Below are 23,928 nucleotides of genomic sequence, written 5' to 3'. Positions count from 1 at the left end.
ACGTATATGTGACGAAGATTGGTACCTCGTTGACAGGACAGCGTGTGCTGGTGTGGTTTCTTCCCATGATCAAACGGTGGCTGTCAGTCCTCGGAGCGCTCTGCCTGGTGATCGCGATACCGGGAACGGCGTTCGCCGCCGACCCGGCGCGCAAAGTGGTCAAGGTCGGCGTCACCCAGGCGGTCGACTCGATGAACCCGTTCCTGGCCGTCCGGCTGGTCTCTGGGTCGCTGCAGCGCTGGATGTACAGCTTCCTGACCGTGCCCGACCCCAAGACCCTGCAGCCGAGCCCGGACCTCGCCGAGTCTTGGACGACGTCACCCGACGGGCTGACCTGGACCTTCAAGATCCGTACGGCGAAGTGGTCCGACGGCCAGCCGATCACCGCGGACGATGCCGCCTGGACGTTCACCAAGATGATGACCGACGACGCGGCGAAGGCCGGTAACGGTCCCGCGGTCGAGAACTTCGCCAGTGTCACCGCGAACGGCCAGGACCTGACGATCAAGCTGAAGGCGCCGCAGGCGTCGATGCTCGACAACCCGGTCCCGATCATGCCCAAGCACGTCTGGGAGAAGGTCACGGACATCGCGAAGTACGAGGCCGATCAGTACCCGACCGTGGGCAGCGGTCCGTACGTCGCGGTCGAGTACAAGAAGGACCAGTTCGTCCGGCTCGAGGCGAACAAGGACTACTGGCGCGGACCGGCCAAGATCGACGAGCTGCAGCTGATCTTCTACGACAACCCGGCCGCCGCGATCGTCGGGCTGAAGAAGGGCGATATCGACCTGATCGGCCGGCTCGCACCGCCGGACTTCGAGTCGCTGAAGGGTGACGACAACATCGTCCAGTGGAACACCGAGGGCCGGCGGGCGACGTACCTGCAGGTCAATCACGGCGCCACCACCAGCGACAACAAGCCGATCGGTGACGGTCATCCGGCGCTGAAGGACCCGCGCGTGCGGCAGGCGCTGCACTATGGGATCGACAAGCAGAAGCTGGTCGACGAGACGCAGAACGGGCTGGCCCGCCCGGCCGACGGATCGATCGTGCCGCCGCTGTACAAGAGCTTCTTCTGGGAGGCGTCGGGCGCGGAGAAGATCAGCTACGACGCGGCCAAGGCCAACAAGATCCTCGACGACGCCGGCTACAAGAAGGGTGCCGACGGCATCCGAACCATGCCGGACGGATCGCGCAAACTCGCGTTCCGCTTCAGCATCCACACCGATGCGCCGAGCGAGGAGAAGCTCGCCGAATACCTGACCGGCTGGTTCAAGGAGCTCGGGATCCAGCTCACCGCGCGCCGGCTCGACTCCAGCAAGTTCACCGAGGAGACCGGCACGACGGCCCTGTTCGACATCGCGATCAGCGGCTGGTCGGTGAACCCGGACCCCGAAGAGGTCCTCGGCACGCACCTCTGCAGCCGGCGGCCGACCGCGTCCGGGGAGGGTGGCGGGACCGAATCGTTCTACTGCGACCCGCAGTACGAGGACCTCTACAAGCAGCAGCAGAAGGAACTCGACCGCCCGAAGCGGGCCGACCTCATCAAGAAGATGCAGGAACGCCTGTACGTCGACGCGCCGGTGATCGCGCTCTACTACCCGAACGACCTCGAGGGCTACCGCAAGGACCGGATCGCCAGCATCACGCCGATCCCCGAGGACAAGGGCCTCCTGTACGGCGGCAGCAGTTACTGGCCGTTCTACACCGTCGAGGCGGTGACGAAGGATGCTGCCGCAGAAGGCGACGGCGGTCCGAACCCCGGGCTGATCGCGGCCATCGCGGCGGCGGTCGTCGTACTGGCCCTCGGTGGGTTCGTGCTGGCGCGGCGGCGTCAGGGTGCTGCTGACGAGCGCGAATGACCGTTGTCATCGAAGCGGCTCCGGCCCGTCACGGGTTGCTGCGGTACGCGGCGACCAAGGCGGGCGGGGCGCTGCTGAGTATCGCGATGGTGGTCGTGGCGACCTTCTTCCTGTTCCGGATGCTGCCGGGCGACCCGGTGCGCGCACTGGCGGTCGGGCGCAACATGACACCGGAGCAGCTGGATCTGGAGCGCGCGCGGCTCGGGCTGGACAAGTCGATTCCTGAGCAGTTCCTGCACTTCGTCGGGCAGACGCTGCGGTTCGACCTCGGTACGTCGTACGAGTACAAGCGGCCGGTGCTCGATCTGATCGGTGAGCGGATCGGGCCGACGCTGCTGCTCACCGGGACCGCCCTGGTGATGGCGGTCAGCCTGGGGATCTGGCAGGGTGCGCGGGCGGGGTGGAAGCCGGGTTCGCGGTTCGACCGGTTCTCGACGGCGGTGTCGCTGGTGCTGTGGTCGGTGCCGACGTTCTGGCTCGGGCTGTTGTTGCTGATGGTGTTCGCGGCCGGCATCGGTCCGATCCCGGGGTTGTTCCCGACGCGGGGAATCTCAAGCGTCGATGCGCCCGACGGGTTCGGGTATGTGCTCGATGTGGCTCAGCACATGGTGTTGCCGTGTCTGACCTTGGTGGCGGTGGTTTACGCGCAGTACCTGCTGGTGATGCGGTCGTCGGTGCTGGATGAGGTCGAGCAGGACTACATCACGACCGCCCGGGCCAAGGGGCTGAAGGACGACGACATCCGGCGGCGGCACGCCGTACCGAATGCGTTGCTGCCGACGGTGACGTTGGTGTTCATGCGGATCGGATTCGTCGTCGGAGGTGCGGTGACGGTCGAGGCGATCTTCAGCTGGCCGGGGCTCGGGCAGCTGTTCTACGAGGCGATCCGAGTGCCGGACTTCACCTTGATGCAGGGCACGTTCCTGCTGATCACGGTGTCGGTGATCTTGATGAACACCTTGGCCGACGTGATCTACCACGTGCTCGATCCGCGGGTGAGGTCGGTATGAGCAACTTGGCCTGGGTGCGGCGACAGCGTTCTGTGCAACGCTTCTGGCGCGACTTCCGCACGCACAAGGCCGGTATGGCGGGCCTCGTCGTACTGGTCGTGGCGGTCGTGCTCGTGGTGATCGCGCCGCTGTTCATCGACTCCGGTGTCACCAATGTGGTTTCAGGCACGGGTGCCAAGCTGGCGCCGCCGAGCTGGGACTATCCGCTGGGAACCGATGAGTCCGGGCGGTCGGTGCTGCTGATGATCTGGTGGGGTTCGCGGACCTCGTTGCTGATCGGGTTCCTCGCGGCTCTGCTCAGCATGGTGATCGGGACTGTGCTCGGGATCGCCGCCGGTCACTTCCGAGGCTGGGCCGGAGCGATCGTGTTGCGGGTGACCGACTGGTTCCTGGTGCTGCCGTCGTTGGTGACCGCGTTGGTGCTGGCGGCGATTCTCGGTGGCAGTACGGCGACGATCATCATCGCGATCGGGGTGACGTCGTGGCCGTCGACGGCCCGGCTGATCCGCGCGCAGACGCTCGCGGTCGAGGCCCGCCCGTACATCGAACGGTCGCACGCCCTCGGTGCCGGCCACTGGCACATCACGACACGGCACGTGCTGCCGAACGTGGCACCGTTGCTGCTGGCAAGTACGACGCTCGAGGTGGCGAGCGCGATCGTCACCGAGTCGACGCTGGCGTTCCTCGGCGTGAGCGCGAACAAGACCTCCTGGGGGACGATGCTGCGCGGCTCGTACGACTGGGGTGCGGCGACCGCCGGGGCCTGGTGGTACATCCTCATCCCGGGTCTCTGCATCGTGGCCGTGGTGATGGCTTTCACCTTGTGTGGAAGGGCTTTGGAGACTGTGCTGAACCCGCGACTCCGGACCCGGGCGGCCCGATGATGCTCGAGCTCGACGATCTTTCGGTGACGTACCGGCTGGCGGGTGGCGAGGTCCCCGCCGTACGGGGAGTGTCGTTGTCGCTGGCCGCCGGGGAGGCAGTCGGGCTGGCGGGGGAGTCGGGATCGGGCAAGTCGACGGTCGCGCTGTCGTTGTTGCGGTTGCTGCCGCGGTCCGCCCGGATCGAGGGGCGGATCCTGCTGGGTGGCGAGGATGTCGTGGCAATGAAGTGGGGCCGCCTGCGTGCGGTCCGGTGGTCGTCGGCGTCGATCGTCTTCCAGGGTGCGCAGCACGGGCTCAATCCGGTACGGCGAATTGGCGAGCAGATCGCGGAGCCGTTGCTGGTGCATCGGCTGGCGTCGCCTACCCAGGCTCGCGCCCGGGTGGCGGAGCTGTTGGAGCAGGTCGGGTTGCCGGGCTGGCGGGCGCGGAGCTATCCGCACGAGCTGAGTGGTGGCCAACGGCAACGAGTGATGATCGCGATGGCACTGGCCTGTTCGCCGCAGCTGATCATTGCGGACGAGCCGACGACGGCCCTGGACCTGATGGTGCAGGCTCAAGTGTTGTCGCTGATCCGCGAGTTGATTGCCTCGCACGGGATCTCGCTGCTGATGATCTCGCACGACCTGTCGGTCCTCGCGGATGTCTGCGATCGGCTCGCGATCATGTACGCCGGGCGGTTGGTGGAGACCGGTCCGGCTGGTTCGGCGTTCCGGCATCCCTACAGCCAGGCGTTGTCCGCCGCGTTCCCGACGGTCGGCGATCCGGCCTCTCGCCTCGCTCCGCGGGGCCTCGCCGGTGACCCGCCGGACCCGCAGTCCCTGCCTGGTGGCTGCTCGTTCCATCCGCGCTGCCCGGTCGCGCTGGAGTCGTGTTCAACCGATCTGGTCGAGCTTCGCCCGGCCGGGGACGCCCGGTCGGCCGCCTGTGTACTGGTGGAGGAAACGTGCTAGAGGCAACTGAGGTGGTGGTCGAGTTCGGCCGGGCGCGTGCCGTCGACGGGGTGAACCTCTCGGTCGGTGCCGGTGAAATCGTTGCCCTGGTTGGCGAATCCGGCTGCGGCAAGACCACGCTCGCCCGGACCCTCCTCGGCCTGGAACGTCCGAGGTCCGGCACGATCTCGTACGACGGCTCGCCGCTGAAGTACTCGGGTCGCGCATTACGCGCCTTCCGGCGGCAGGTCCAGCTCGTCCTGCAGGATCCGATGGGGTCGCTGAATCCCCGCCATACCGTCTATGAAGCGGTTGCCGAAGGCCCCCGGATCCACAAGCTGCCCGACGAGGAAGCGGTCGTCACCTCGGCGCTGGCCCGGGCGGGCCTGCGTCCGCCAGAGCGGTTCTTTCTGCGGTACCCGCATGAGTTGTCCGGTGGTCAGCGGCAGCGGGTGGTCATCGCGGGTGCGCTGGCGCTGGACCCGAAGATCCTGATCGCGGACGAACCGGTCGCGTCGCTGGATGCGTCGATCCGGGGCGAGATCCTGGCGTTGTTGCTGCGCCTGCGGGACGACCTCGGTCTCGGAGCGCTCGTCGTCACCCACGACCTCGGGCTGGCGTGGAACATCGCCGACCGGGTCGCGGTCATGTACCTCGGCCGCATCGTCGAGTCCGGGCGCACCGAGGACGTGCTGACGAACCCACAGCATCCCTACACCCAGGCACTGCTCTCGGTCCTGCCGGAGTCGCCCGAACGCATCATCCTGACCGGGGAACCGCCGGACCCGACGCAGATCCCGTCCGGGTGCCGCTTCCATCCCCGCTGCCAATTAGTAGCCGCCGGCAACGGTGTCGACGCCTGCCACTCGACCCCGCTCCCCGTCGTTCCCGCGACCACCGACGCGCAGGTCGCCTGCCACGTCGTACCGGCTCTGCGGCCGGCGAGCTGACCTGCCGGGACCCTGGGGGCCCGGCAGGTCGTTGGCTCACACCTCGTCGTCGTCCTCGGGGTCCTCGTCCGCGTCGGCGAGGGCCCACTTCAGCTGGAACTCAACCTCTTCCTCGTCCTCGGAGCGCTCGTGCTCGACGCTGATCTGGGCGTTCTTCGGGACGGTGAAACGCTCTCCGGCGATCTGGATCCGGAACGGCTTGCCCGCCTCCAGGGCGTCGGCCAGCCGGCGCAGCTTGGCGGCGAACTCGGCGACCGTGTAGTCCTTCTCGACATCTCTCTCACTCATGGCGCCTATCCAACCAAACGCGGGGTTCTTCCAGGGGTTGACAATAGTTAACGGCGGATAGAACTATTGCGGGATGGTGGAAGATCAGGTGGACCGGTTCTTCGAGGTACTCGCCGATCCGACCCGGCGGCAGGTCGTCCGGCTGCTCGGCGAAGGCCCGCAGCGAGCCGGTCAGCTGGCGGTCGCCACTGGCTCGTCGTCACCCGCGATGAGCCGGCACCTGCGGATCCTGCTCGAGGCCGGCCTGGTCGCCGACGAGCGCGTCCCGGACGACGCCCGCGTCCGCCTCTTCCGGCTGAACCCCGAACCCGTCGTCGCCGTCCAGGCCTGGCTCGACCAGGTCCAGGCGCACTGGCGTGACCAGCTCGGTGCCTTCAAACGACATGTGGAGAAGAACTCATGACCGCTTTGTCAGCGACAGCAACCGTAGAGGTCCCGGTCGACCCGGCGACCGCGTTCCGGATCTTCACCGAGGAGATCGACCTGTGGTGGGTCCGCGGCCCGATCAACTTCTTCGACGCGGCCCGCGCCACCGCCATGCAGATCGAGCCAGGTGTCGGCGGCCGTCTGCTCGAGGTGTACTCGCTGCCCGACGACGTCCTCGTGCTCGGCACCATCACCGACTGGGAGCCAGGCGTCCGCTTCGCCTACCGCAGTTCCGTCGACGACACCGAAACCGAGATCACCTTCGCCGCCTACGACAACGGCACCCGAGTGACCGTCGTACAAGCGCTCGTCACCGGTGGCGAGAAGGCCTTCTACTTCTGGTCGAACGTCATCCACTGGGTTCCGCAATGGATCGCCCGTCGTGCCGCGTCCAGTTCGCCCCGTGAGCTCGACCGGCTGGCCGTCGGCCTGTACTACGAAGACCCGGCGGCCGCAGCTCGCTGGCTGCACACGGTCTTCGGCCTCGACTCCTGGGACAAGATCCCGGCCGAGGGGACCACGCCGTCCTGGATCGAGCTCAACGTCGGCAACTGCAGTCTGCTCCTGTTCCGGCGTACCGACGAGCGCCCGCCCCAGCACGACCACAGCACCTGGATCTACGTCGACGACCTCGACGCCCACTTCGCCCACACCCAGCAGTCCGGCGCCAAGATCCTGTCCGAGATCCACCAGCACGGCTACCGCCGCTACGAAACCGAGGACCTGGAAGGCCACCACTGGACCTTCGCCCAGGCTCGCCCGACCCAGTAGATGCAAGGCGGCCGCATCACCCCAGGCGTCGTACGGATTGGGGATACCGCCCCGCGTCACCCGGAACGCCGGATCTGCTTCGGCTCCTCGAAGCACGCGGTTTCGCCGGAGCGCCGCGCTACCTGGGGCAGGACGAGGAGGGGCGCGACATCCTCAGCTACCTCGACGGTTGGGTCCCAGACCGCTTCCAGCGCTGGGAAAATGACCAGCTGGCAGCTTTCGGCGTACTCCTCCGAGCCTTCCACGACGCAACCCGCACAGCACCCGACCGAGTCATCTGCCACCACGACCCAGGCCCCAACAACACGATCTTCCGCGACAACCTCCCAGCCGCCCTGATCGACTTCGACACCGCCGAACCAGGCAGCCCCCTGGAAGACCTCGGCTACGCCGCCTGGACCTGGTGCATAGCCTCCAAACACAACGACCCCACCCGCCAAGCCACCCAAGTCAGAGTCCTGGCCGACGCCTACGGACTCACCCAGCCGCACCGTGGCGCACTGGTCGACGCCGTCCTCGAACGCCAGTCCCGCAACGTCCGCTTCTGGACCGAAACCACAGCCCAGGTAACCCCTCAACAACGAGCCGACCGCATCACCTGGTCGCGCCGCGAACACAACTTCACCACAACCCACCGCGACACGTTCGAGTCCCACCTCGGCTGATCGGAACCGGGGAGGATTCACCCCCGAAGGCGTCCGGGCTATAGGAACGGATATCAGTTGGTGTTGCCCCTTCTCTCGCCGTATACGAGCTGAGAAGGGGCACTTCCGAGGGATATCCGTTCAAGTTGCGCCGGGGGGGCCGGGGCGCCGGGTGAGGTAGTGCGTGGGGCTACAGGCGGCCGGCTTTTTTGAGGGCTAGGTAGGTGTCGGCCAGGGCGGGGGCTATTTGGTCTGGGTTCTCGTCTACTACGGTGACGCCGGCTCGGGTGAGGACGGCGGTGACGCGGTCTCGGTCGAGGCGGGTTCGGGCGGCGGAGGCGGCGTTGTAGACCTCGATGAGGTCTGAGCGGGTGGATTCGAGTTCGGTCAGGCGGGGGTCGGCTACCGAGGCCAGGACGATGACGTGGCGGCGGAGGAGGGGGCCGATCACGGGGAGCAGAGACTCTTCGATGACGGCGGGGTCGAGGCCGGTGAGGAGGACCACCAGGGACCGTTGGCCCAGGCGTTCCAGCACCTGTGAGACGACGACGCGGAAGTCGGTCTGCACGAGTTCGGCTTCGACGTTGGCCAGGGCGTTCACGAAGGACGGCAGGACGTCCTCGGGCGCAGGGCGTCGTACGTCGGCCCGTACGGCGGAATCGCAGGCCAGCAAGGAGACTCGGTCACCGGCGCGGGTGGCGAGCGCGGCCAGCAGCAGTGCCGCGTCCATCGCGTGGTCGAGCCGGGGCGCATCACCGACGCGCCCAGCGGACATCCGGCCGGAGTCGATGACGATGGCGACCTGGCGGTCGCGTTCGGGACGCCAGGTGCGCAGTACGACGCTTCCCCGGCGGGCCGTTGCTCGCCAGTCGATACTGCGGACGTCGTCACCTGGCACGTAGTCGCGCAGCGAGTCGAATTCGGTCCCCTGTCCGCGCACGAGCAGCGCCGTACGGCCGTCCAGCTCGCGTAGCCGGGCCAACCGCGACGGCAGGTGCTTGCGGCTGTTGAACGGCGGCAACGCCCGCACTGTCCACGCCACCTGATGCCCACCCTGCCGGCCGGCAAAGCCGAGCGGACCAATCGCCCGGATCGTCACCCGCTCCGCATGGCGGTCGCCACGTCGTGTCGGCACCAGGCGGGTCGTCAGCCGACGTCGCTCACCATGAGGCAGGTCCAACTTGTGTGGTGGGTCCAGTACGCCGGCAGACGGCGGCCACGCGTCACGCAGCAGCCCGCGCACCCGCCGCCCCGGATTGGTTACCAGCAACTGCACCGCAGCCTGCTCACCAAGCCGTACGGCGGTGTCACCCTCGCGACTGAACTGCAGCCGCCGCGGCGACCCCGCCAGCAACAGGTCAACCAGGCACACGAGCGCCACGGTTGCGACGACCACACCGACGCCAGACCAGCTAGGCATCACCAGGGCGACGAAAACCACCCCGAGACCAGCCAGCAGCCCGGCCCTGCCTGTGAGAACCATCAGCGTGGCACTGGCACGGTCGCGAGGACGCTCTCCAGCACCGCATCCGCACTGACGCCTTCCAGCTCGGCCTCAGGCCGCACCTGCACCCGGTGCCGCAGGCAGGGACGCGCCATGGCCTTCACGTCGTCCGGAATGACGTAGTCCCGGCCCGACAACCAGGCCCACGCCCGCGACACGTGCAGCAGCGCAGTAGCACCACGCGGTGACACTCCGAGCTGCAACGACGGCGACTGCCGCGTCGCCCGGCACAGGTCGACCACGTACGCCAGGACGTCCTCCCGAACCGCAACCCGCCGTACGGCGTTCTGTCCGGCCAGCAGGTCCTCCGGCCCGGCCACCGGCCGCAGTCCGGCCGCTTCGAGATCGCGCGGGTCGAACCCCTGCGCGTGCCGAGCCAGTACGGCGATCTCGGCGTCCCGCGGCGGGATGTCCAGCGTGACCTTCAGCAGGAACCGGTCCAGCTGCGCCTCCGGCAGCGGGTAGGTCCCTTCGTACTCGATCGGGTTCTGGGTCGCGGCCACCACGAACGGCACCGGCAGCTTCCGTGACACCCCGTCGACGGTGACCTGCCGCTCCTCCATCGCCTCCAGCAGCGCAGCCTGCGTCTTCGGAGGTGTCCGGTTGATCTCGTCCGCCAGCATGATGTTGGTGAACACGGGACCCGGCCGGAACTCGAACTCACTCGTCTTCGCGTCGTAGACCAGCGACCCGGTCACATCACCCGGCATCAGGTCCGGCGTGAACTGCACCCGCTTGGTGTCCAGCCGCATCGCCATCGACAGTGCCCGCACCATCAGCGTCTTCGCCGTACCAGGGACGCCCTCGAGCAGCACGTGGCCACGGCAGAGCAGCGCCAGCACCAGTGCGGTGACCGCGGTCTCCTGACCGACGACGGCCTTGCCGATCTCGGTCCGCAGCGCCACCAGCGCCTGCCGCGCCTGGTCAGCGCTGACCTCAGTTGTGGTCACGGGTTCCGTACCTCCTGCATGAGTACGTCTAGTACGTCGGACAAGTTCAGTAGAGCGGCGTCGTCGAGCGGGGGCATGCCGTACAGCGCTTCGTACAGCGTGTGTGGGTCCCACCCGGTCCGAGCGGCCAGTGTGGCAACCACTGCGCTCGGCTCGGCTCGTCGTGGGATGCCGTGCGCCTTGTGCAGTTTGCCGAGTGCCGACTCCCGCAGCGCCGCCGCTGCGCGGTCACGTGCTCTCGACCGGCGGTAGAGCCGCGCGCGGCCCTCTGTCGTTTCGGCCGCGTGCACGATCACCGGCAAGCGCTCCACCACGACAGGTCCCAGCCGTCGGCCGCGCCACAGCGCAACCACCAGTACGGCGAACGCCAGCGCCCAGGCGATGTAGCGGACATCCGGCGGGACCAGCGGCGGTCCGTCGCCACGCTCCTCGTCCACACCGTCGCTCTCGAACTGCGGCAGGTACCAGGTCAGGTCCTTATGGGTGCCGAGCATGTTCAGCGCCAGTGCGGCGTTTCCGTCGTCCGCAAGCTGATTGTTGGTGAAGGACCGCGACGTACCGATGACGTCGATGGTCCGGGAACCTGAGTCGATCCGGACCACGGTGTGGTTGATCCCGTCGCCGTAGCAGGTGATGGCGCCCGGCGGAGCGGAGTACGTCGTCCCGCCGACAGTCACTGTCCCAGCCTTCACTGCGGCCGCCAGGTCGCAGTCCGGCTCGCGGCTGCGCAAGCTGAGTGTCTGGCTGGCGTCCCGGACACCTGGGGCGAGCACACTCAGCTGCACCCGGCCGGGCCGGATGAGGATCAGGTGACTCCAGCCGGCGTCCGCGATCCGCTGCCAGTCCGCCCGATCCAGCTGGCCGCTCGGCCCGATGAGCAGCGCCTTGCCCGCACCGGGCTTCACAGCATCAGAGAGCCGCTCTGTCCCGTGGACGTTCACACCATGCTTCTTCAGCAGGTTCGACAGCGCCCGCGCACCGTCCCGTTCCGTGGAGTCCGGGCTGAACGGTCCTGACGTGCTGGCAGTAGTGGCGATCAGTACGACGATCGCCACCAGCACGATGATGCCCGTGACGAGCATCGGCCGCCGCAGTGCACGCCAGCTCTCCGCGGCGCCCCGGCCGACCGGCACACTCGTGGTCATCCGTTCACCTTGACCCGTGCGACACGCGCCGCCTCATCTGCCTTGACCACCACGACGTACCGCTGCGGTGTCCCCGGACGGTTGCCGTAGACAACCTCGACGAAGGCAAGTGCGGCCGGCTGCAGCGAGTCGCGCAGCGTCGGCGCGACGCGTCCGGCGTCTGCGACCACCTCGTACGCCGTCCGGCCGGCGCGGTCGTCGAGGATGGTCCGCTCGACCAGCTCGGCCACGCAGGCCCGGAACCGGCTGCGGATCGCATGGGTGAAGTCGCCGGAGGCAGCTTCCTTCTCGGCCTGTGCCCGGTACTCCGCAGCGCTCCGCGGCCGGGACGTGTCGAACACGGACTGCTGCTGCTTGCCACGCTTGCTGGTCCGCAGCACGCCGGCTCGCCAGAGCACCACCACGACGATCAGAGCGATCAGTGCTACCAGCAGGATCAGTCCGAGGTGACCGTCGGGGGAGGTGCCGCTCACGCTGTCCAGCAGGTCGGCGATCCAGTCGATCAGCTTGTTCACGGCACGTTCGATCAGCGAACCGCTCGACTGCCGGTAGGCGGACTTCGAGAGCTCCTCAGCGGCCTCACGGGCAGCCTGGTCGCGAGTGATGTCGACCGGCGGTTCGGCGAAGATCACGCGGTACCTCCCGGGCGCAGGGCCGGACGCATCCACAGGTCCAGGCCCTCACGCCGTACTCGCAGGTCCAGGTAGACAAGAGCCTGTACGGCGGACATGAAGGCCAGACTGGCGATCAGGGTCATCACCGTGGCGATCCCTGCCGCCGCTCCGACCACTATGGCGATCAGTGTGCCGCCGCTGCTGTCACTTGCATCGGCCCAGGAGCCGACCGTGATCACCAGCGTCGTGACACCGAACTGCAGGGCGTAGCTGACGATGTTCACGACCACACCGGCGAAGAGCAGGATGCCGAACACCCGCCAGAACTTGCCCTTCACCAGCTGCCAGGAGCGTCGCAATGCGCCGACGATCCCCACTCTGGCTGGGATGTACAGCCCGATGTCCGGTGCGTGCTTACCTTCCATCAGTACGACGGTCCCGGCCAGCACCAGCCGGATTCCGAAGATCAGCACGAGCAGTCCGCCCAGGAGCATCAGCGCTACGGCGACTCCGCCGGCCACAGCACCTGAGACCGCAGACTCCGCGCCGGCGCCGATCCCGAACACGGCCAGCAGCCAGCCACCGATCAGCACGATGAACGACAGCGACTGCAGCAGTCCCACGGCCGCCAGTGCAGGCAGTGTGCGCCGGACCAGCCGCAGGAGCTCGCGAGCGCTGACCCGATGACCCAGCTGACTGCGGACAGCGGCCAGCGCGATGATCCCGGCCAGCGTGCTGGACACGACTGCGAACAGCACGAGCTGAACGCCGTACGTCAGCAGTAAGGCCCCACCGGCCTGCTCGAACGGGTCGTCGGCCCCGAAGAACCCAGTGATGCCACCCGGTACGGCGACCTCGGTCAGAGCGGCCTGGACGGCCAGCAGGGCGACCGCGGCGAGCACCGGCAGGCCGAGCATGATGGTCTTGTTGTCGGAGATGGTCCGGGCCGCGTTGTCCAGCAGATCGGCCGGCAGCCAGGGCCGCAGCGGCTCGGCCGCCGGGTCCTCGTGCAGCCTGATGTCGTCGCTCACGTCCGCCTCCCCTCCGCCTGTGGGTGCACCCCGAGTTGTCGCACCGCCGGGCCGTGCACCATGATCACAGCCCAAACCGGGGTCAATCGGCGATCCGGCGTGTGCACTACCCCGGGAATGGGACACTATCCGTAGTGCGTACGGACGGCATGCACCGGGCGCACGACGAGTCGGACGGCAAGGAGCAGCGCGTGGCAGATGGTAACCGGACGATGCGGGGCCGCATTCTCATCGTCGACGACGACACCGCGTTGTCGGAGATGCTCAGCATCGTGCTGCGCAACGAGGGATACGACACGTATCTGTGTGCGACCGGTGACAAAGCGGTACCGGCGTTCCGGGAGTTCAAACCGGACCTGCTGCTGCTCGACCTGATGCTGCCCGGGATGGACGGCATCGACGTCTGCCGGGCGATCCGGGCCGAGTCCGGCGTACCGATCGTGATGCTGACCGCGAAGAGCGACACCGTCGACGTGGTGCTCGGCCTGGAGTCCGGGGCCGACGACTACGTGGTCAAGCCGTTCAAGCCCAAGGAGCTGGTGGCCCGGATCCGGGCCCGCCTGCGCCGGATGGACGAGCCGGGGCCGGAGTCGCTGACCATCGGCGACCTGACCATCGACGTGGCCGGCCACTCGGTGAAGCGGGCCGGGGAGACCATCCAGCTGACGCCGCTGGAGTTCGACCTGCTGGTCTGCCTGGCCTCCAAGCCCTGGCAGGTGTTCACCCGCGAGGTGCTGCTGGAGCAGGTCTGGGGCTACCGGCACGCGGCCGACACCCGGCTGGTCAACGTGCACGTCCAGCGGCTGCGCTCCAAGATCGAGAAGGACCCTGAGCACCCGGAGATCGTCGTGACGGTCCGCGGTGTCGGTTACAAGGCTGGTGCGGACTGATCGAGTACGGACGCGACCAAGAGTCGCAGGCTGTTTCCGACCCCGCCGTACCGGCAGGGCCGGAGCAGTCGGCCGCCTCCGAGCAGGAGGTGGCCGAGCCGCGCGGCACGGAGCTGGAGCTGACGGCCGCCGCGGCTGAGTGGCATGCCTACCCGCAACCGCTCTGGCGGACGCACCCGAAGTACTGGCCGGACATCTGGCGACGTTCCATCCAGGCCCGGATCGTCACCGGCACCCTGCTGATGTCGACCGTCGTCCTGCTGCTGGTCGGCTGGGTGATGATGAGCCAGGTCACCGACGGCGTCCTGGAGTCCCGTCGGCTCAGCGCCCAGGCCGAGGCGATCGCCCAGCTCAACTCGCTGACGCGCAACATCAACGCGGCCGATTCGACCGCCGTCAACCAGCAGCTGTCCCAGCTGGTCCTCGGCTCGAACCGCCCGGGTCTGTACGACGTCGTCCTGTCGCCGATCGGTAACAGCGGCTCGAACGCGGTCCGCTACACCGGTCTGGTCGACAGCGGCTCCGTGCCGCAGGTCCTGGAGTCGTCGGTGAACAGCAACGACACCAAGCTCTGGGACACCTACACGGTTATCCAGTACACCGACGGCCGGAGCGCACCGGGGCTGGTGATCGGCTCGCAGCTGCGGGTCGACAGCACTCGGGACAAGTACGCGGTCTACTTCCTCTTCCCGCTCACTGCCCAGCAGGAGACGCTGGATGTCGTGCAGCGTGCCCTGGTCACGGCCGGCCTGCTTCTGGTCGTGCTGCTCGGCGCAGTGGCCTGGCTGGTCACCCGCCAGGTGGTCACACCGGTCCGAATGGCCCGGCGGATCGCCGAGCGGCTCGCAGCCGGCAAGCTCGAGGAGCGGATGCAAGTCCGCGGCACCGACGACCTGGCCCGGCTGGCGGTCTCGTTCAACAAGATGGCGAGCAACCTGCAGCGCCAGATCCGCCGCCTTGAGGACCTGTCCCGTCTGCAGCGCCGGTTCGTCTCCGACGTGTCGCACGAGCTGCGGACGCCGCTGACGACAGTCCGGATGGCGGCCGACCTCCTGCACGAGACGCGCGACCAGTTCGATCCGATGAGTCGCCGCTCGGTCGAGCTCCTGCAGAACGAGCTCAACCGGTTCGAGGAGCTCCTTGCGGACCTGCTGGAGATCAGCAGGTTCGACGCCGGTGCGGCCGCGCTCGACCTGGAGGACGTGGACCTGCGCGACATCGTCAGCCGCGTCCTGGAGAACCACGAGACGCTGCTGGAGCGCAAGGGCTGCGAGGTGCAGTTGGACATGCCGGAGCCGTGCCGCGCACAGGTGGACGCCCGCCGGATCGAGCGCATCCTGCGGAACCTGATCGGCAACGCCATCGAGCACAGCGAGGGCCTGCCGATCCTGATCAGCACCGCGTACGACGACGATGCGGCCGCTGTCGCGGTCCGGGACCACGGTGTCGGTTTCCGCGCCGAGGAGGCAGAGATGGTGTTCAGCCGGTTCTGGCGGGCGGATCCGGCGCGTGCCCGGACCACTGGTGGCACCGGACTCGGCCTGTCGATCGCGCTGGAGGACGCCCGCCTGCACGGCGGTCGACTCGATGCCTGGGGCTCACCTGGCGAGGGCGCGTACTTCCGGCTGACGCTGCCGCGTCGCCCCGACGTGGCGCTGGCCGGCTCACCGCTTCCGGCCCGCCCGGTCGACGCCGTACGGGTGATCACGGAGAAGTCGCTGGTCGACGTCGGAGCGCCGTACCAGAAGCTCACGGGTGGTGAGGAGCAGTGAGGCGTCGCATGCTCGCGGTGCTGCTGGCCGGCACGCTGCTGGTCACCGGCTGCGCGACTGTGCCGACAAAGGGCACGATCCGCAACAGCAACCGCGAGGGCCTGGCTGCGGACTCCGGTGGTGTCGGTGTCAAGGCCAAGCCGCCGCGCGAGGGTGCTCAGCCGGCCGACATCGTGAACGGCTTCCTGGAGGCGATGTCGGACTCCCGGCAGGGCTTCGACCAGGCTCGGCTGTACATGACTCCGCAGGCAGCGGCGAAGTGGAAGCCCGAGACCCAGACCGTCGTCTACGACCAGCGGGACGGCCCGCCGGAGCAGAAGGGCGACAACTACGAGCTGACTGCGCGGAGAGTCGCCACCATCGACGACCGCGGTGAGTGGCTCCCGGCCGGTCCGAAGGACAACGCCAACTTCACCTTCAAGATCGTCAAGGTGAACGGGCAGTTCCGGGTCGACTCGGTGCCGCCGGGCGTGCTGCTGGGCACCAACCAGTTCGATGCCAAGCTCGCGCCGCGCGACCTGTACTTCTTCGCCCGGGACCGCAAGACGCTGATCCCGGACCCGGTCTACCTGCCACAGAACAACCTGTCCGCCGGCCAGGCCGCCACCCAGCTGATCCAGGAGCTGCTGAAGGGGCCGACGAAGCGGCTCGGCAACGGTGCCGTCTCGATCGCGCCGCCGGGGACGGCGGTGGTGGTCTCCGTCCCGGTCGAGCTCGGTGAGGCGACCGTGGCGCTGAACGAGGCCGCCGGGCAGCTGGTGGACGAGGACCGGCGCAAGCTGGCGGCGCAGATCGTCTGGACCCTGAACCAGATCAGCCTGAAGGTCAAGATCACCGTCGACGGCGCACCGCTGCTGCCGGAGGACCCGGGCGTGATCCAGTTCTCCTCCTTGGGTGAGTACGACCCGGCGGCGTCCACGTCGGCGTCGACGGTCCTCTACGGCCTGCTCGGTGGGAAGGTGCACCGGGTCGACGGGCTCGACGGCGCCTCCGACCAGGCCGCTCGGGCACTCAACGGGAGCCAGCTCTACGCGTACGACGCGAAGTCGTTCGCCGTGAATCTGCGCGGCGACTCGGGGGCGATCGTCACGATGGACAACGGCAAGCGGGTGGTCGCCTACGCGAAGCTGGACGACGGCGGGCAGAACGGCCAGGGCGACAAGGTCAAGACGATCGCTGTCGAAGGCCGGACCCTACGACCCAGCTACGACAACGCGGACAACCTGTGGATCCTGGACCGGGCCGACAGTTCGGTGCCGCGACTCCGGGTCCGCACCAGGGACGGTGTGATCGAGAATGTCCCGGTCAACTTCCGCGGCGACGTGCCCCAGGTGCTGCGGATGGCACCGGACGGCGTCCGGGCGTTGCTGGTGCTCGAGTCCGCCAAGACCGGCAAGAACACCGTCCAGACCGCTACTGTCCGGCCTGCGGAGAGCGGTAAAGGGCTGGTCCTCGACCAGTTGCGTGACCTCCAGGTGCCGCTGACCGGGATCACCGATGCCGCCTGGTCCAAGAAGGTCATCCTGGTGGCCGGCAAGCCGGCGGGCAGCACCACCGCACAGCCCTGGCTGGTGAACACGGACGGCTCGAATCCGCAGCCGCTGCCCGGCGGCAGCCCCACCTTCGGGATCGAGAACGTCGCCTCCAACGCGAACCCGGACACCCTGCCGGTCTTCGAGGACCCCGACGGCCGGATCCACTGGCAGGGCCGCGACCTCGACTGGGTGACGCCCAACGACGAGAAACTGGCCGACGGCCTGATCTACCCCGGCTGATCTCCGCAGTTGTCCACAGGCAAGCGGAAGCTGCTTGTGGAGTGCGTGCGGAGTGACCAAGGTGGTGGGGTGTGGGGTGCCGCGGTCGATCTGCTGCTCGGGGGCGGCTGCGCCGGGTGCGGACGACCGGGTGTCACGGTGTGTGATGGTTGCCGGGGGCTCCTGAGTCGGCTGACTCCGTTCCGTGCCTGGCCGGATCCACGGCCGCCCGGACTGCCGCCGCCGACCGCAGCCGCGCCGTACGGCGATCAGGTCCGGCGACTGGTGATCGCCCACAAGGAGCACGCCCGGTACCCGCTGGCCCGTCCGCTCGGCGCCGTGCTGGCGACCGCCGTACAGGCTGCTCTTGGCGAGCGCCGTACTGCGTGGCTGGTACCGGTGCCGTCGGCGAGGCCGACCGTCCGCCGGCGTGGGCACGACCCGCTCGGGCGGATCACCCGGGCCGCTGCGCGAACCCTGCGTGGGCGGGGGCTCGACGTCCGCGTCGCTCCGGCACTCCGGCTGGTACGGCGTCCCGACGACCAGGCGGGCCTGTCCGCGGAACGCCGTACCGCCAACCTGGCCGGGGCTTTCGGCCTCCGTTCGCGCTGGGCTGAACCGCTGACGCATCAACCGATCGTGGTCGTCGACGATGTGATCACCACCGGCTCCACGCTCGCCGAAGCCTGCCGCGCGCTGGAATCACGGGGAATTCCGGTGCTCAGCTGTGCCGTGCTGGCAGCGACCCCGCGACGTTTGCCGTCTGGTTCATGAGAACTTCCCTACCGGTTTTCGCCGAAGCCGACTAGCGTTGGCCTATGACACCCGTTCGGGCTTGTCGGGCAGGGATGTGGCGCAGGACCGGATCAGCCGGAATCCTGGCCACGGACTCCGACCGGCTCGGTGACGGGTGTCTTTCGTTTCGGGCTCCCCAGCACCCGTAGCCCACTCAGCAAGGAGTCGAGTTCCGACCTTTCGGGGGTCCGGAGACGTAACAAGAAGTCGCCGATCGATGGAGGTTTCCGTGGACGTCGTTGTCAAGGGTCATCACTGCGAGGTCAGTGACCGCTTCCGGCAGTACGTCGAGGAAAAACTCGAGCGAATCGAGAAGGTCGATCACCGGGTACTGCGGTGCGAAGTGGAAGTCAGTCAGGAGAAGAACCCGCGACAGCACGATCGCGCGATGCGTGTCGAGCTCACCATGTACACCAAGGGCCCGGTGGTCCGCGCCGAAGCGTGCGGTGAGACCAAGCAAGCAGCGTTCGACGTCTGCCTGGACCGGCTCCGCGCCCAGGTCCGCAAGGCGGCCGACCGCCGCCGCGTGCACGGTGGACGCACCCCGGAGGGCCTGCGGCACCTGAACGCCAAGCAGCCGGTGAACGGCATTGAGCCCGCTGTGGAGGACACCGCCGCCGAGGACGAGGTGGCGACGTACAAGGTCGGCTCGCTGACCGTCACCGGAGACGGTCCCCTGGTGATGCGCGAGAAGACACACACCGCCAAGCCGATGTCCCTTGACCAGGCCCTCTACGAGCTGGAGCTGGTCGGGCACGACTTCTACCTGTTCGTCGATGCCGACGACAACCAGCCCAGCGTCGTCTACCGGCGGCGCGGCTACGACTACGGCGTGATCCGCCTGGCGGTCTGAAGCACAGAAAGGGCCGGGTTCCTCGCGGAACCCGGCCCTTTCGCCTTCCCCTGTGAAGGTCCTTGGTGGCTAGCCGATCTGCGCCTGCAGTGCGGTTGCGTAGGTCGCCACCTCGGCGTAAACGCCCGGGTTGCCGGCGTCCGCGCACCCGACGCCCCACGAGACGACACCGAACAGCCGGCCGTTCAGGACGAGCGGCCCACCGGAGTCGCCCTGGCAGGAGTCCTTGCCACCCTCTTCGAAGCCGCCGCAGATCTCGCCGTCCGGCGCGTAGCCCTGGCTCGCGTACGCCTTCTCGCAGTAGGCGTCACCGAGTACGGGCGCGTCGACCTTCTGGAAGGTGTCCTCCGGGCCGGTGCCCTCGGTGGCACCCCAGCCGTAGACGACAGAGGCGGCGCCCGCGGCGTCGGCTGCCTTGCTGGTCTCGAGCGCCAGTGTCGGTACGCCGGTGAACGGCGTGGCCAGCGTCATCACAGCGACGTCGTGGCCGGGCTGCTTGCCGTATTCCGGGTCGACCCAGATGCTGCTGATCTTGGACTCCTTGCCCCCGGTCGTAGTGAGGACGTCCCGGCCCTGGATCGCCGTGTACGTCGACACTGCCTCCTGGGCGCAGTGCGCGGCGGTGACGATCTTGTTCGCCGCAACCAGCGTCGAGCCGCACCACTGCTTGCTCGGTGACGGTGAGCCGCTGTTGTTGAGTGCGATGGCCCAGGGGGTGTCGGCGGTGTGGGCGATGGTGCCGCCGACGATGCGGGTCTTCGGGGCATCCGGTGCCGGTGCTGCGCTCGCTGTGACCGCGCCGACGGACGCCGCCGTCAGGGCTCCAGCGGCGAGAAGGGCGCGTACCAGCTGCAGTCTTGCTGTCATGCCTCACACTCCAGGGCTCAGGGGCCGTGCGGGCGGCACGACCTCCAGGCTGACCCTCTCCCGGCTACCGGAGGTAGCGCACCTCTCACTTGCGGTAATACCGGAGTTATGACCGGTCAGATACCCAGCTTCTTCCCATCGATCACGCGGTCGGGAGCCGGTGCCTTCGGTGCCTTCAGCCGGTCGTAGTCGCTGAACCCGAGGGACTCACCGTTGGTCCCCAGCTCGATCCGCACCGGCCTGGCGGTGCGGCTGTCCACCCACAGCGTGCCCTCGCCGTCGGACAGCCCGATCGAGGCGACACCGTCGACCGTCTTCTGCGGCTTCTTCGTCAGCTTCCCGGACGGCTGGAAGATGCTCTTGACGAAGGTGTCGCGGTTGACGAGGTCGATCATGTCCTGGAATTCGCTGGCCTTCGCGGTCACCTTGACCCACCGGCCCTTGAGCAGTTCGACGCCTGCGTCGATCTCGGCCGGCGAATCCTTCTCCGCCTTGCCCTGGGCCCGGAGGAACTTCTCACTGAGCTGCACGTACGCGGTCCTACCGATGACGATGATCCCCATCGGGTTGCCGTCGATGCTGAAGGTGCCCTGTCCGCCGGTCTTGGTCAGATGGATGTCCATCGCGGTCTTCTCACCCGCATCGACCCACGAGCCGCGCACCCGGACGCTGTCGGCCGCTAGGACGACCGACCTGGCTTTGGCGAACAGGGCCGCGGCATTCAGGTGCGCGACCCCGGTGGGCGTCGGTGTGGGGGTTGGTGTTGGCGATGGGGCTTTCGTCGAGGTGGTCGGTGTTGGCGAGCTCTGGCTCAGCGGCTTCGAGTCGGTGCCGCAGGCGGTGGTGCCCACGGCGATGAGTGCGGTCGCGGCAATGGTGCGGATCCAGGGGAAGGACATGGTGATGTGCTTTCTCTCGTACGGCGGCCCGGTCGGCCGGCGTCCCGATTTCCACTGTGGGTGAGCCGCTCTGCGGTGAGCTGCGGTCTCGCTGCGGATCACTGCCGTTCCGCTGCCGCCGGACGGCAGAGGGGCCGTCATTCCGGTCTGGTGGAGCCCTCCAGCCCGGATAGACTGCGCCGGTGGAGGACGCCGTCCGGTTCGAGCTGCTCGGGCCGTTGCGGGCGTATCGGGGCCGCCAGGAGCTCGACCTGGGCCCCGCTCGGCAGCAGGCGGTTCTGGCGGCACTGCTGCTCGCCGCGAACCGCGCCGTGCCGGCACGGGAGATCGTCGACCAGGTGTGGGGTGACGACCCGCCGGCAAACGGCGCCAACGTGGTCCAGAAGTACATCGCCGGGCTGCGCCGGACCCTGGAACCGGACCGGTTACCGCGGGCGGCCGGACAGCTGCTCGAACTCACTCCGACCGGTTACCGGCTGCTGGTCCCGCCAGGTAGCTCAGATCTGGACGTGTTCATCGAGCATGTCGCCGAGGCCCGTCGGTTGCGTGCGCGCGGTCAGCTCGCCGAAGCGACCTCCGAGGTCCGGACCGCTCTCGCACTGTGGCGGTCCGAGCCGCTGGCCGGGCTGGCGGGTAGCTATTTCGCTGCGATGCGCACACAGCTCGCTGAGGACCGTGCCGCGGCTCTGGAGGAGTGGGCCGAGCTGGAGCTCCACCAAGGCCGTGAGCAGGCCCTGCTGCCGGAGCTTTCCCGACTGATCGGCGAGTACCCCCTCCGTCAGCGACTCCGTGCGGTCCACCTGCTCGCGCTGTACCGCACCGGCCGCCAAGCCGAGGCCCTCACGTCCTATCAGCAGGCTCTGGAGCTCCTCGACGGGAGGCCGAGCCCGGAGCTCCAGGCGGCCCACAGTCAGATCCTGCAGGCCGCGCCCATGGCTACCAGCGTAACGGCTCCGCCTGTCTTCCAGGCCGAGCACTTGGTGGGCTACTGGCCGGATCGGACGGCAAAGCGCCCACTGGGCTGGAAGGGCTGGGCCCTGAAGGCGGTTGCGGCTCTGCTGCCGCCGTGCACCATGGGCATGGCTACCCCACCGATGGTGGCGCTCCTCGCCGTACAGCGCCGTAGCTGGAAGCTGGGCCTGGCTGCAGTCGGCTACCTCGTGACCACCGTCGGCTGGTTTGTCTACGCTGACAAGCGGGCCGACTCCGAGGACTTCATCCTGATCGACGCTGTGGGGCTAGGCGCCCTCCTGGTGAGCACAGTGGTGGGTGGCATTCAGGTGGCGCTGCTCGTCCCGGGCCGAGCCCCCACGGTGGAATCGCAGCGCGTGCTGGTCGATCTGAACAGCGCCCCGGAGCAGGTTCTGCGTACGCTGCCGGGAGTTCCACCCGAGCACGCGGCGCTGATTCTGGCCGAGCGCAACGCGCGGGGGCCGTTCCGGTCGCTCGAGGACGCAGCCGCACGGGGTATGTTCCCCTGGCCGGTGCCACGGCAGATCGCTGACGTCGTACTTGTGATCCCAGTCCAGGACGCCCCCAGGGAGGAGCGCCGGTGAGTGCAGTCCGGTTCGAGGTTCTCGGGCCTTTGCGAGTGACCCGTGGGCGGGAAGAGCTGCAGCTGGGGCCTGCCAAACAGCAGGCCGTCCTCGCGACCCTGCTGGCCACCCCGAACCAGGTGGTCCCGACTGCACGGATCATCGCTGCGGTCTGGCCCGACGAGCCACCTGTCAACGGGACCAACGTCGTACAGAAGTACGTCGCAGGACTGCGACGCGTGCTGGAACCGGACCGGGCACCCCGGAGCTCCGGTGAGCTGCTCGTTCTGGAAGCGGGTGGCTATCGGGTGGCCGTGCCCGCAGGTGGCTTGGATACCGACGACTTCGAGGCACAGGTCCAATCAGCTCGGGCGCTTGGGCCGGTGGAGGCTTCCGAGCAACTACGTCGGGCGTTGAGCCTGTGGCGCGGTGAACCGTTCGAAGGACTCACCGGTCCGGTGTTCGACGAAGCTCGTCGCCACCTGACCGAGCTGCGTGCCGGTGCGATCGAGGACCGCGCCGAGATCGAGCTGGAGCTCGGTCATCATGAGCCGCTCACCGCAGAGCTCTCCGCACTCGCCCAGGCCTTCCCGCTCCGGGAACGGCTGCGCGGCGTACAGATGCTCGCCCTGCACCGCACCGGACGATCCGACGACGCATTGGCGGCGTACCGGGATCTGCATGACCAGCTGGTCGAGGAGTACGGCGTCGAGCCCGGTCCGGAACTGCAGCAGCTCCAAGCGCGGATCTCGGCCAACGACCCAGATCTGATCCCTGCTGGGCAGCGATCCACGACCACCACCCAGACCTTGCTCCGCGGTGGACGTGACTGGTCGCTGGGACGCGGCTGGCCGATCGGCATGTCCGATCTGATCCCACCCCAGCGCAACCTGCTCGGCCGCGCCCTGATGAAGACCGTCGCCGTCCTCATCACCGTCGCCACCTTCGGTCTCGGCGGTGGCGTGCTGATGCTCGTAGTGGCATACCTGCGGCACAACCGGTTCCTCCGCTTGATCGGCGCAGGCTACCTGTTCTCCTGGCTGCTCGGAGGCGTCCTCGCCCTGCTCGGCAAGGCGGACCAGATCAGTGCGATCAATACCATCGGTCTGCTCCTGATGGTGCTCTCCCTGGTGGCCAGCGCGATCCACCTCGGTCTCACCGTCGCCCCAGTCTCTGTACGGCGCCTCCGCGGCCTGGCCGCCCTGGACCAGCGTGTCCGGGCCCGTCAGGTTCTGGACCGCGACCCGGCGTTCGCCCGCAGTCTCGGCATCGGGCTCCCGCACCTGCACCGTGAGTACGACGACGGCGGCCTGATCGACCCGAACGAAGTACCGGCCGGCGTCCTCACGCGGATCCCCGGCGTCACTGCTCAGCACGCCGCCCTGATCGTCGCCAGTCGCGACGAGCGGGGCCCTTTCAGCACGCTCGACGACCTCGTCGCCCGCGGCCTCTTCCCTGCGCCACTCCCCGAAGCAGTGGCGACGTTCCTGGTGATCCTTCCGCCTGCGGCTGAGTGAGCTGCTGGGAGCCGTACACTCCGGGTTCGGGATCGGAC

General features: G+C 68.2%; 23 protein-coding genes. 15 read left to right on the top strand and 8 right to left on the bottom strand.

Features of this window, described 5'->3' with window-relative positions; translation table 11 throughout:
* The first annotated feature begins 65 nt into the window (after nt 1-65).
* From ACFCV3_RS05225 to ACFCV3_RS05205, 5 genes are read left to right on the top strand one after another with little or no spacing between them, the layout of a single operon-like run.
* Nucleotides 66-1,862, top strand: a complete 1,797-nt coding sequence (locus ACFCV3_RS05225; RefSeq protein WP_376026257.1) for an ABC transporter substrate-binding protein — start codon at nt 66-68, stop codon at nt 1,860-1,862.
* Nucleotides 1,859-2,872, top strand: coding sequence for an ABC transporter permease (locus tag ACFCV3_RS05220; RefSeq protein WP_376026255.1), 1,014 nt, complete (start codon nt 1,859-1,861; stop codon nt 2,870-2,872). Before ACFCV3_RS05225 ends, ACFCV3_RS05220 begins: the two co-directional genes overlap by 4 nt.
* On the top strand, nt 2,869-3,756 hold the full coding sequence (locus ACFCV3_RS05215) for an ABC transporter permease (protein ID WP_376026253.1): 888 nt from the start codon (nt 2,869-2,871) through the stop codon (nt 3,754-3,756). Before ACFCV3_RS05220 ends, ACFCV3_RS05215 begins: the two co-directional genes overlap by 4 nt.
* Complete coding sequence (locus ACFCV3_RS05210) at nt 3,753-4,706, top strand: ABC transporter ATP-binding protein (protein ID WP_376026252.1); 954 nt, start codon at nt 3,753-3,755, stop codon at nt 4,704-4,706. Before ACFCV3_RS05215 ends, ACFCV3_RS05210 begins: the two co-directional genes overlap by 4 nt.
* Nucleotides 4,700-5,635, top strand: a complete 936-nt coding sequence (locus tag ACFCV3_RS05205; protein ID WP_376026250.1) for an ABC transporter ATP-binding protein — start codon at nt 4,700-4,702, stop codon at nt 5,633-5,635. Before ACFCV3_RS05210 ends, ACFCV3_RS05205 begins: the two co-directional genes overlap by 7 nt.
* A 36-nt stretch (nt 5,636-5,671) precedes the next feature.
* Here ACFCV3_RS05205 and ACFCV3_RS05200 read toward each other — a convergent pair whose 3' ends face one another.
* On the bottom strand, nt 5,672-5,923 hold the full coding sequence (locus ACFCV3_RS05200) for an amphi-Trp domain-containing protein (RefSeq protein WP_376026248.1): 252 nt from the start codon (nt 5,921-5,923) through the stop codon (nt 5,672-5,674).
* A 73-nt stretch (nt 5,924-5,996) separates the two neighbouring features.
* Between ACFCV3_RS05200 and ACFCV3_RS05195 the strand changes: the two genes are divergently transcribed.
* The 3 genes from ACFCV3_RS05195 to ACFCV3_RS05185 are packed head-to-tail and all read left to right on the top strand — an operon-like array spanning nt 5,997 to nt 7,785.
* The gene (locus tag ACFCV3_RS05195; protein WP_376026247.1) at nt 5,997-6,326 is read left to right on the top strand and encodes an ArsR/SmtB family transcription factor; all 330 of its coding nucleotides are present in this window, start codon (nt 5,997-5,999) and stop codon (nt 6,324-6,326) included.
* Complete coding sequence (locus ACFCV3_RS05190) at nt 6,323-7,120, top strand: VOC family protein (RefSeq protein WP_376026245.1); 798 nt, start codon at nt 6,323-6,325, stop codon at nt 7,118-7,120. The genes ACFCV3_RS05195 and ACFCV3_RS05190 overlap by 4 nt, the downstream gene beginning before the upstream one ends.
* Nucleotides 7,087-7,785 (top strand): aminoglycoside phosphotransferase family protein, encoded by a 699-nt coding sequence (locus tag ACFCV3_RS05185; RefSeq protein WP_376026451.1) that lies wholly within the window; start codon nt 7,087-7,089, stop codon nt 7,783-7,785. Before ACFCV3_RS05190 ends, ACFCV3_RS05185 begins: the two co-directional genes overlap by 34 nt.
* A 169-nt stretch (nt 7,786-7,954) precedes the next feature.
* On the opposite strand, the gene ACFCV3_RS05180 is transcribed toward ACFCV3_RS05185, so the two are convergent.
* Genes ACFCV3_RS05180 through ACFCV3_RS05160 form a run of 5 tightly spaced genes read right to left on the bottom strand, consistent with a single transcriptional unit; the run spans nt 7,955 to nt 13,008 of the window.
* Nucleotides 7,955-9,247 (bottom strand): DUF58 domain-containing protein, encoded by a 1,293-nt coding sequence (locus ACFCV3_RS05180; RefSeq protein WP_376026243.1) that lies wholly within the window; start codon nt 9,245-9,247, stop codon nt 7,955-7,957.
* Nucleotides 9,247-10,218 carry an AAA family ATPase gene (locus ACFCV3_RS05175; protein ID WP_376026241.1) on the bottom strand — a complete coding sequence of 324 codons (972 nt, stop codon included), beginning with the start codon at nt 10,216-10,218 and terminating at the stop codon, nt 9,247-9,249. Before ACFCV3_RS05175 ends, ACFCV3_RS05180 begins: the two co-directional genes overlap by 1 nt.
* Nucleotides 10,215-11,363 (bottom strand): DUF4350 domain-containing protein, encoded by a 1,149-nt coding sequence (locus ACFCV3_RS05170; protein WP_376026239.1) that lies wholly within the window; start codon nt 11,361-11,363, stop codon nt 10,215-10,217. Before ACFCV3_RS05170 ends, ACFCV3_RS05175 begins: the two co-directional genes overlap by 4 nt.
* Complete coding sequence (locus tag ACFCV3_RS05165) at nt 11,360-11,995, bottom strand: DUF4129 domain-containing protein (RefSeq protein WP_376026238.1); 636 nt, start codon at nt 11,993-11,995, stop codon at nt 11,360-11,362. The genes ACFCV3_RS05170 and ACFCV3_RS05165 overlap by 4 nt, the downstream gene beginning before the upstream one ends.
* The gene (locus ACFCV3_RS05160) at nt 11,992-13,008 is read right to left on the bottom strand and encodes a hypothetical protein (protein WP_376026237.1); all 1,017 of its coding nucleotides are present in this window, start codon (nt 13,006-13,008) and stop codon (nt 11,992-11,994) included. The genes ACFCV3_RS05165 and ACFCV3_RS05160 overlap by 4 nt, the downstream gene beginning before the upstream one ends.
* A gap of 212 nt (nt 13,009-13,220) precedes the next feature.
* Between ACFCV3_RS05160 and mtrA the strand changes: the two genes are divergently transcribed.
* The 5 genes from mtrA to hpf all read left to right on the top strand — a co-directional run bounded on the left by mtrA (nt 13,221) and on the right by hpf (nt 19,072).
* Complete coding sequence (gene mtrA, locus ACFCV3_RS05155; protein WP_141859693.1) at nt 13,221-13,898, top strand: MtrAB system response regulator MtrA; 678 nt, start codon at nt 13,221-13,223, stop codon at nt 13,896-13,898.
* Nucleotides 13,899-13,987: 89 nt separating this feature from the next.
* Entirely contained in the window at nt 13,988-15,670 is a 1,683-nt protein-coding gene (gene mtrB / locus ACFCV3_RS05150; protein ID WP_376026235.1) for an MtrAB system histidine kinase MtrB, read from the top strand.
* Nucleotides 15,667-17,445 (top strand): LpqB family beta-propeller domain-containing protein, encoded by a 1,779-nt coding sequence (locus tag ACFCV3_RS05145; RefSeq protein ID WP_376026233.1) that lies wholly within the window; start codon nt 15,667-15,669, stop codon nt 17,443-17,445. Before mtrB ends, ACFCV3_RS05145 begins: the two co-directional genes overlap by 4 nt.
* A gap of 45 nt (nt 17,446-17,490) precedes the next feature.
* The gene (locus tag ACFCV3_RS05140; RefSeq protein ID WP_376026232.1) at nt 17,491-18,198 is read left to right on the top strand and encodes a ComF family protein; all 708 of its coding nucleotides are present in this window, start codon (nt 17,491-17,493) and stop codon (nt 18,196-18,198) included.
* Between the two features lie 250 nt (nt 18,199-18,448).
* Nucleotides 18,449-19,072 (top strand): ribosome hibernation-promoting factor, HPF/YfiA family, encoded by a 624-nt coding sequence (gene hpf, locus ACFCV3_RS05135; RefSeq protein WP_376026230.1) that lies wholly within the window; start codon nt 18,449-18,451, stop codon nt 19,070-19,072.
* Nucleotides 19,073-19,141: 69 nt separating this feature from the next.
* Here the strand turns inward: hpf and ACFCV3_RS05130 are convergent, their stop codons facing one another.
* Nucleotides 19,142-19,939, bottom strand: coding sequence for a trypsin-like serine protease (locus ACFCV3_RS05130; RefSeq protein ID WP_376026228.1), 798 nt, complete (start codon nt 19,937-19,939; stop codon nt 19,142-19,144).
* Between the two features lie 116 nt (nt 19,940-20,055).
* Nucleotides 20,056-20,838 (bottom strand): hypothetical protein, encoded by a 783-nt coding sequence (locus tag ACFCV3_RS05125; RefSeq protein ID WP_376026226.1) that lies wholly within the window; start codon nt 20,836-20,838, stop codon nt 20,056-20,058.
* A 182-nt stretch (nt 20,839-21,020) separates the two neighbouring features.
* On the opposite strand from ACFCV3_RS05125, the gene ACFCV3_RS05120 reads away from it, so the two are divergent.
* Entirely contained in the window at nt 21,021-22,394 is a 1,374-nt protein-coding gene (locus ACFCV3_RS05120; RefSeq protein WP_376026224.1) for a BTAD domain-containing putative transcriptional regulator, read from the top strand.
* Nucleotides 22,391-23,890 (top strand): BTAD domain-containing putative transcriptional regulator, encoded by a 1,500-nt coding sequence (locus ACFCV3_RS05115; protein ID WP_376026223.1) that lies wholly within the window; start codon nt 22,391-22,393, stop codon nt 23,888-23,890. The genes ACFCV3_RS05120 and ACFCV3_RS05115 overlap by 4 nt, the downstream gene beginning before the upstream one ends.
* Nucleotides 23,891-23,928 lie beyond the last annotated feature (38 nt).

Source organism: Kribbella sp. NPDC056345 (genome assembly GCF_042262745.1).
GTDB lineage: Bacteria > Actinomycetota > Actinomycetes > Propionibacteriales > Kribbellaceae > Kribbella.
The sequence above is the reverse complement of the archived record's forward strand: the minus strand, read 5'-3'. Positions and strand labels throughout refer to the sequence as shown.

Bases quoted from the DNA above. Each gene is read 5' to 3' on its own strand.
- ACFCV3_RS05225 (WP_376026257.1), top strand. From the start codon at position 66: ATGATCAAACGGTGGCTGTCAGTCCTCGGAGCGCTCTGCCTGGTGATC.
- ACFCV3_RS05220 (WP_376026255.1), top strand. From the start codon at position 1,859: ATGACCGTTGTCATCGAAGCGGCTCCGGCCCGTCACGGGTTGCTGCGG.
- ACFCV3_RS05215 (WP_376026253.1), top strand. From the start codon at position 2,869: ATGAGCAACTTGGCCTGGGTGCGGCGACAGCGTTCTGTGCAACGCTTC.
- ACFCV3_RS05210 (WP_376026252.1), top strand. From the start codon at position 3,753: ATGATGCTCGAGCTCGACGATCTTTCGGTGACGTACCGGCTGGCGGGT.
- ACFCV3_RS05200 (WP_376026248.1), bottom strand. From the start codon at position 5,923: ATGAGTGAGAGAGATGTCGAGAAGGACTACACGGTCGCCGAGTTCGCC.
- ACFCV3_RS05195 (WP_376026247.1), top strand. From the start codon at position 5,997: ATGGTGGAAGATCAGGTGGACCGGTTCTTCGAGGTACTCGCCGATCCG.
- ACFCV3_RS05190 (WP_376026245.1), top strand. From the start codon at position 6,323: ATGACCGCTTTGTCAGCGACAGCAACCGTAGAGGTCCCGGTCGACCCG.
- ACFCV3_RS05180 (WP_376026243.1), bottom strand. From the start codon at position 9,247: ATGGTTCTCACAGGCAGGGCCGGGCTGCTGGCTGGTCTCGGGGTGGTT.
- ACFCV3_RS05170 (WP_376026239.1), bottom strand. From the start codon at position 11,363: ATGACCACGAGTGTGCCGGTCGGCCGGGGCGCCGCGGAGAGCTGGCGT.
- mtrA (WP_141859693.1), top strand. From the start codon at position 13,221: ATGCGGGGCCGCATTCTCATCGTCGACGACGACACCGCGTTGTCGGAG.
- ACFCV3_RS05130 (WP_376026228.1), bottom strand. From the start codon at position 19,939: ATGACAGCAAGACTGCAGCTGGTACGCGCCCTTCTCGCCGCTGGAGCC.
- ACFCV3_RS05125 (WP_376026226.1), bottom strand. From the start codon at position 20,838: ATGTCCTTCCCCTGGATCCGCACCATTGCCGCGACCGCACTCATCGCC.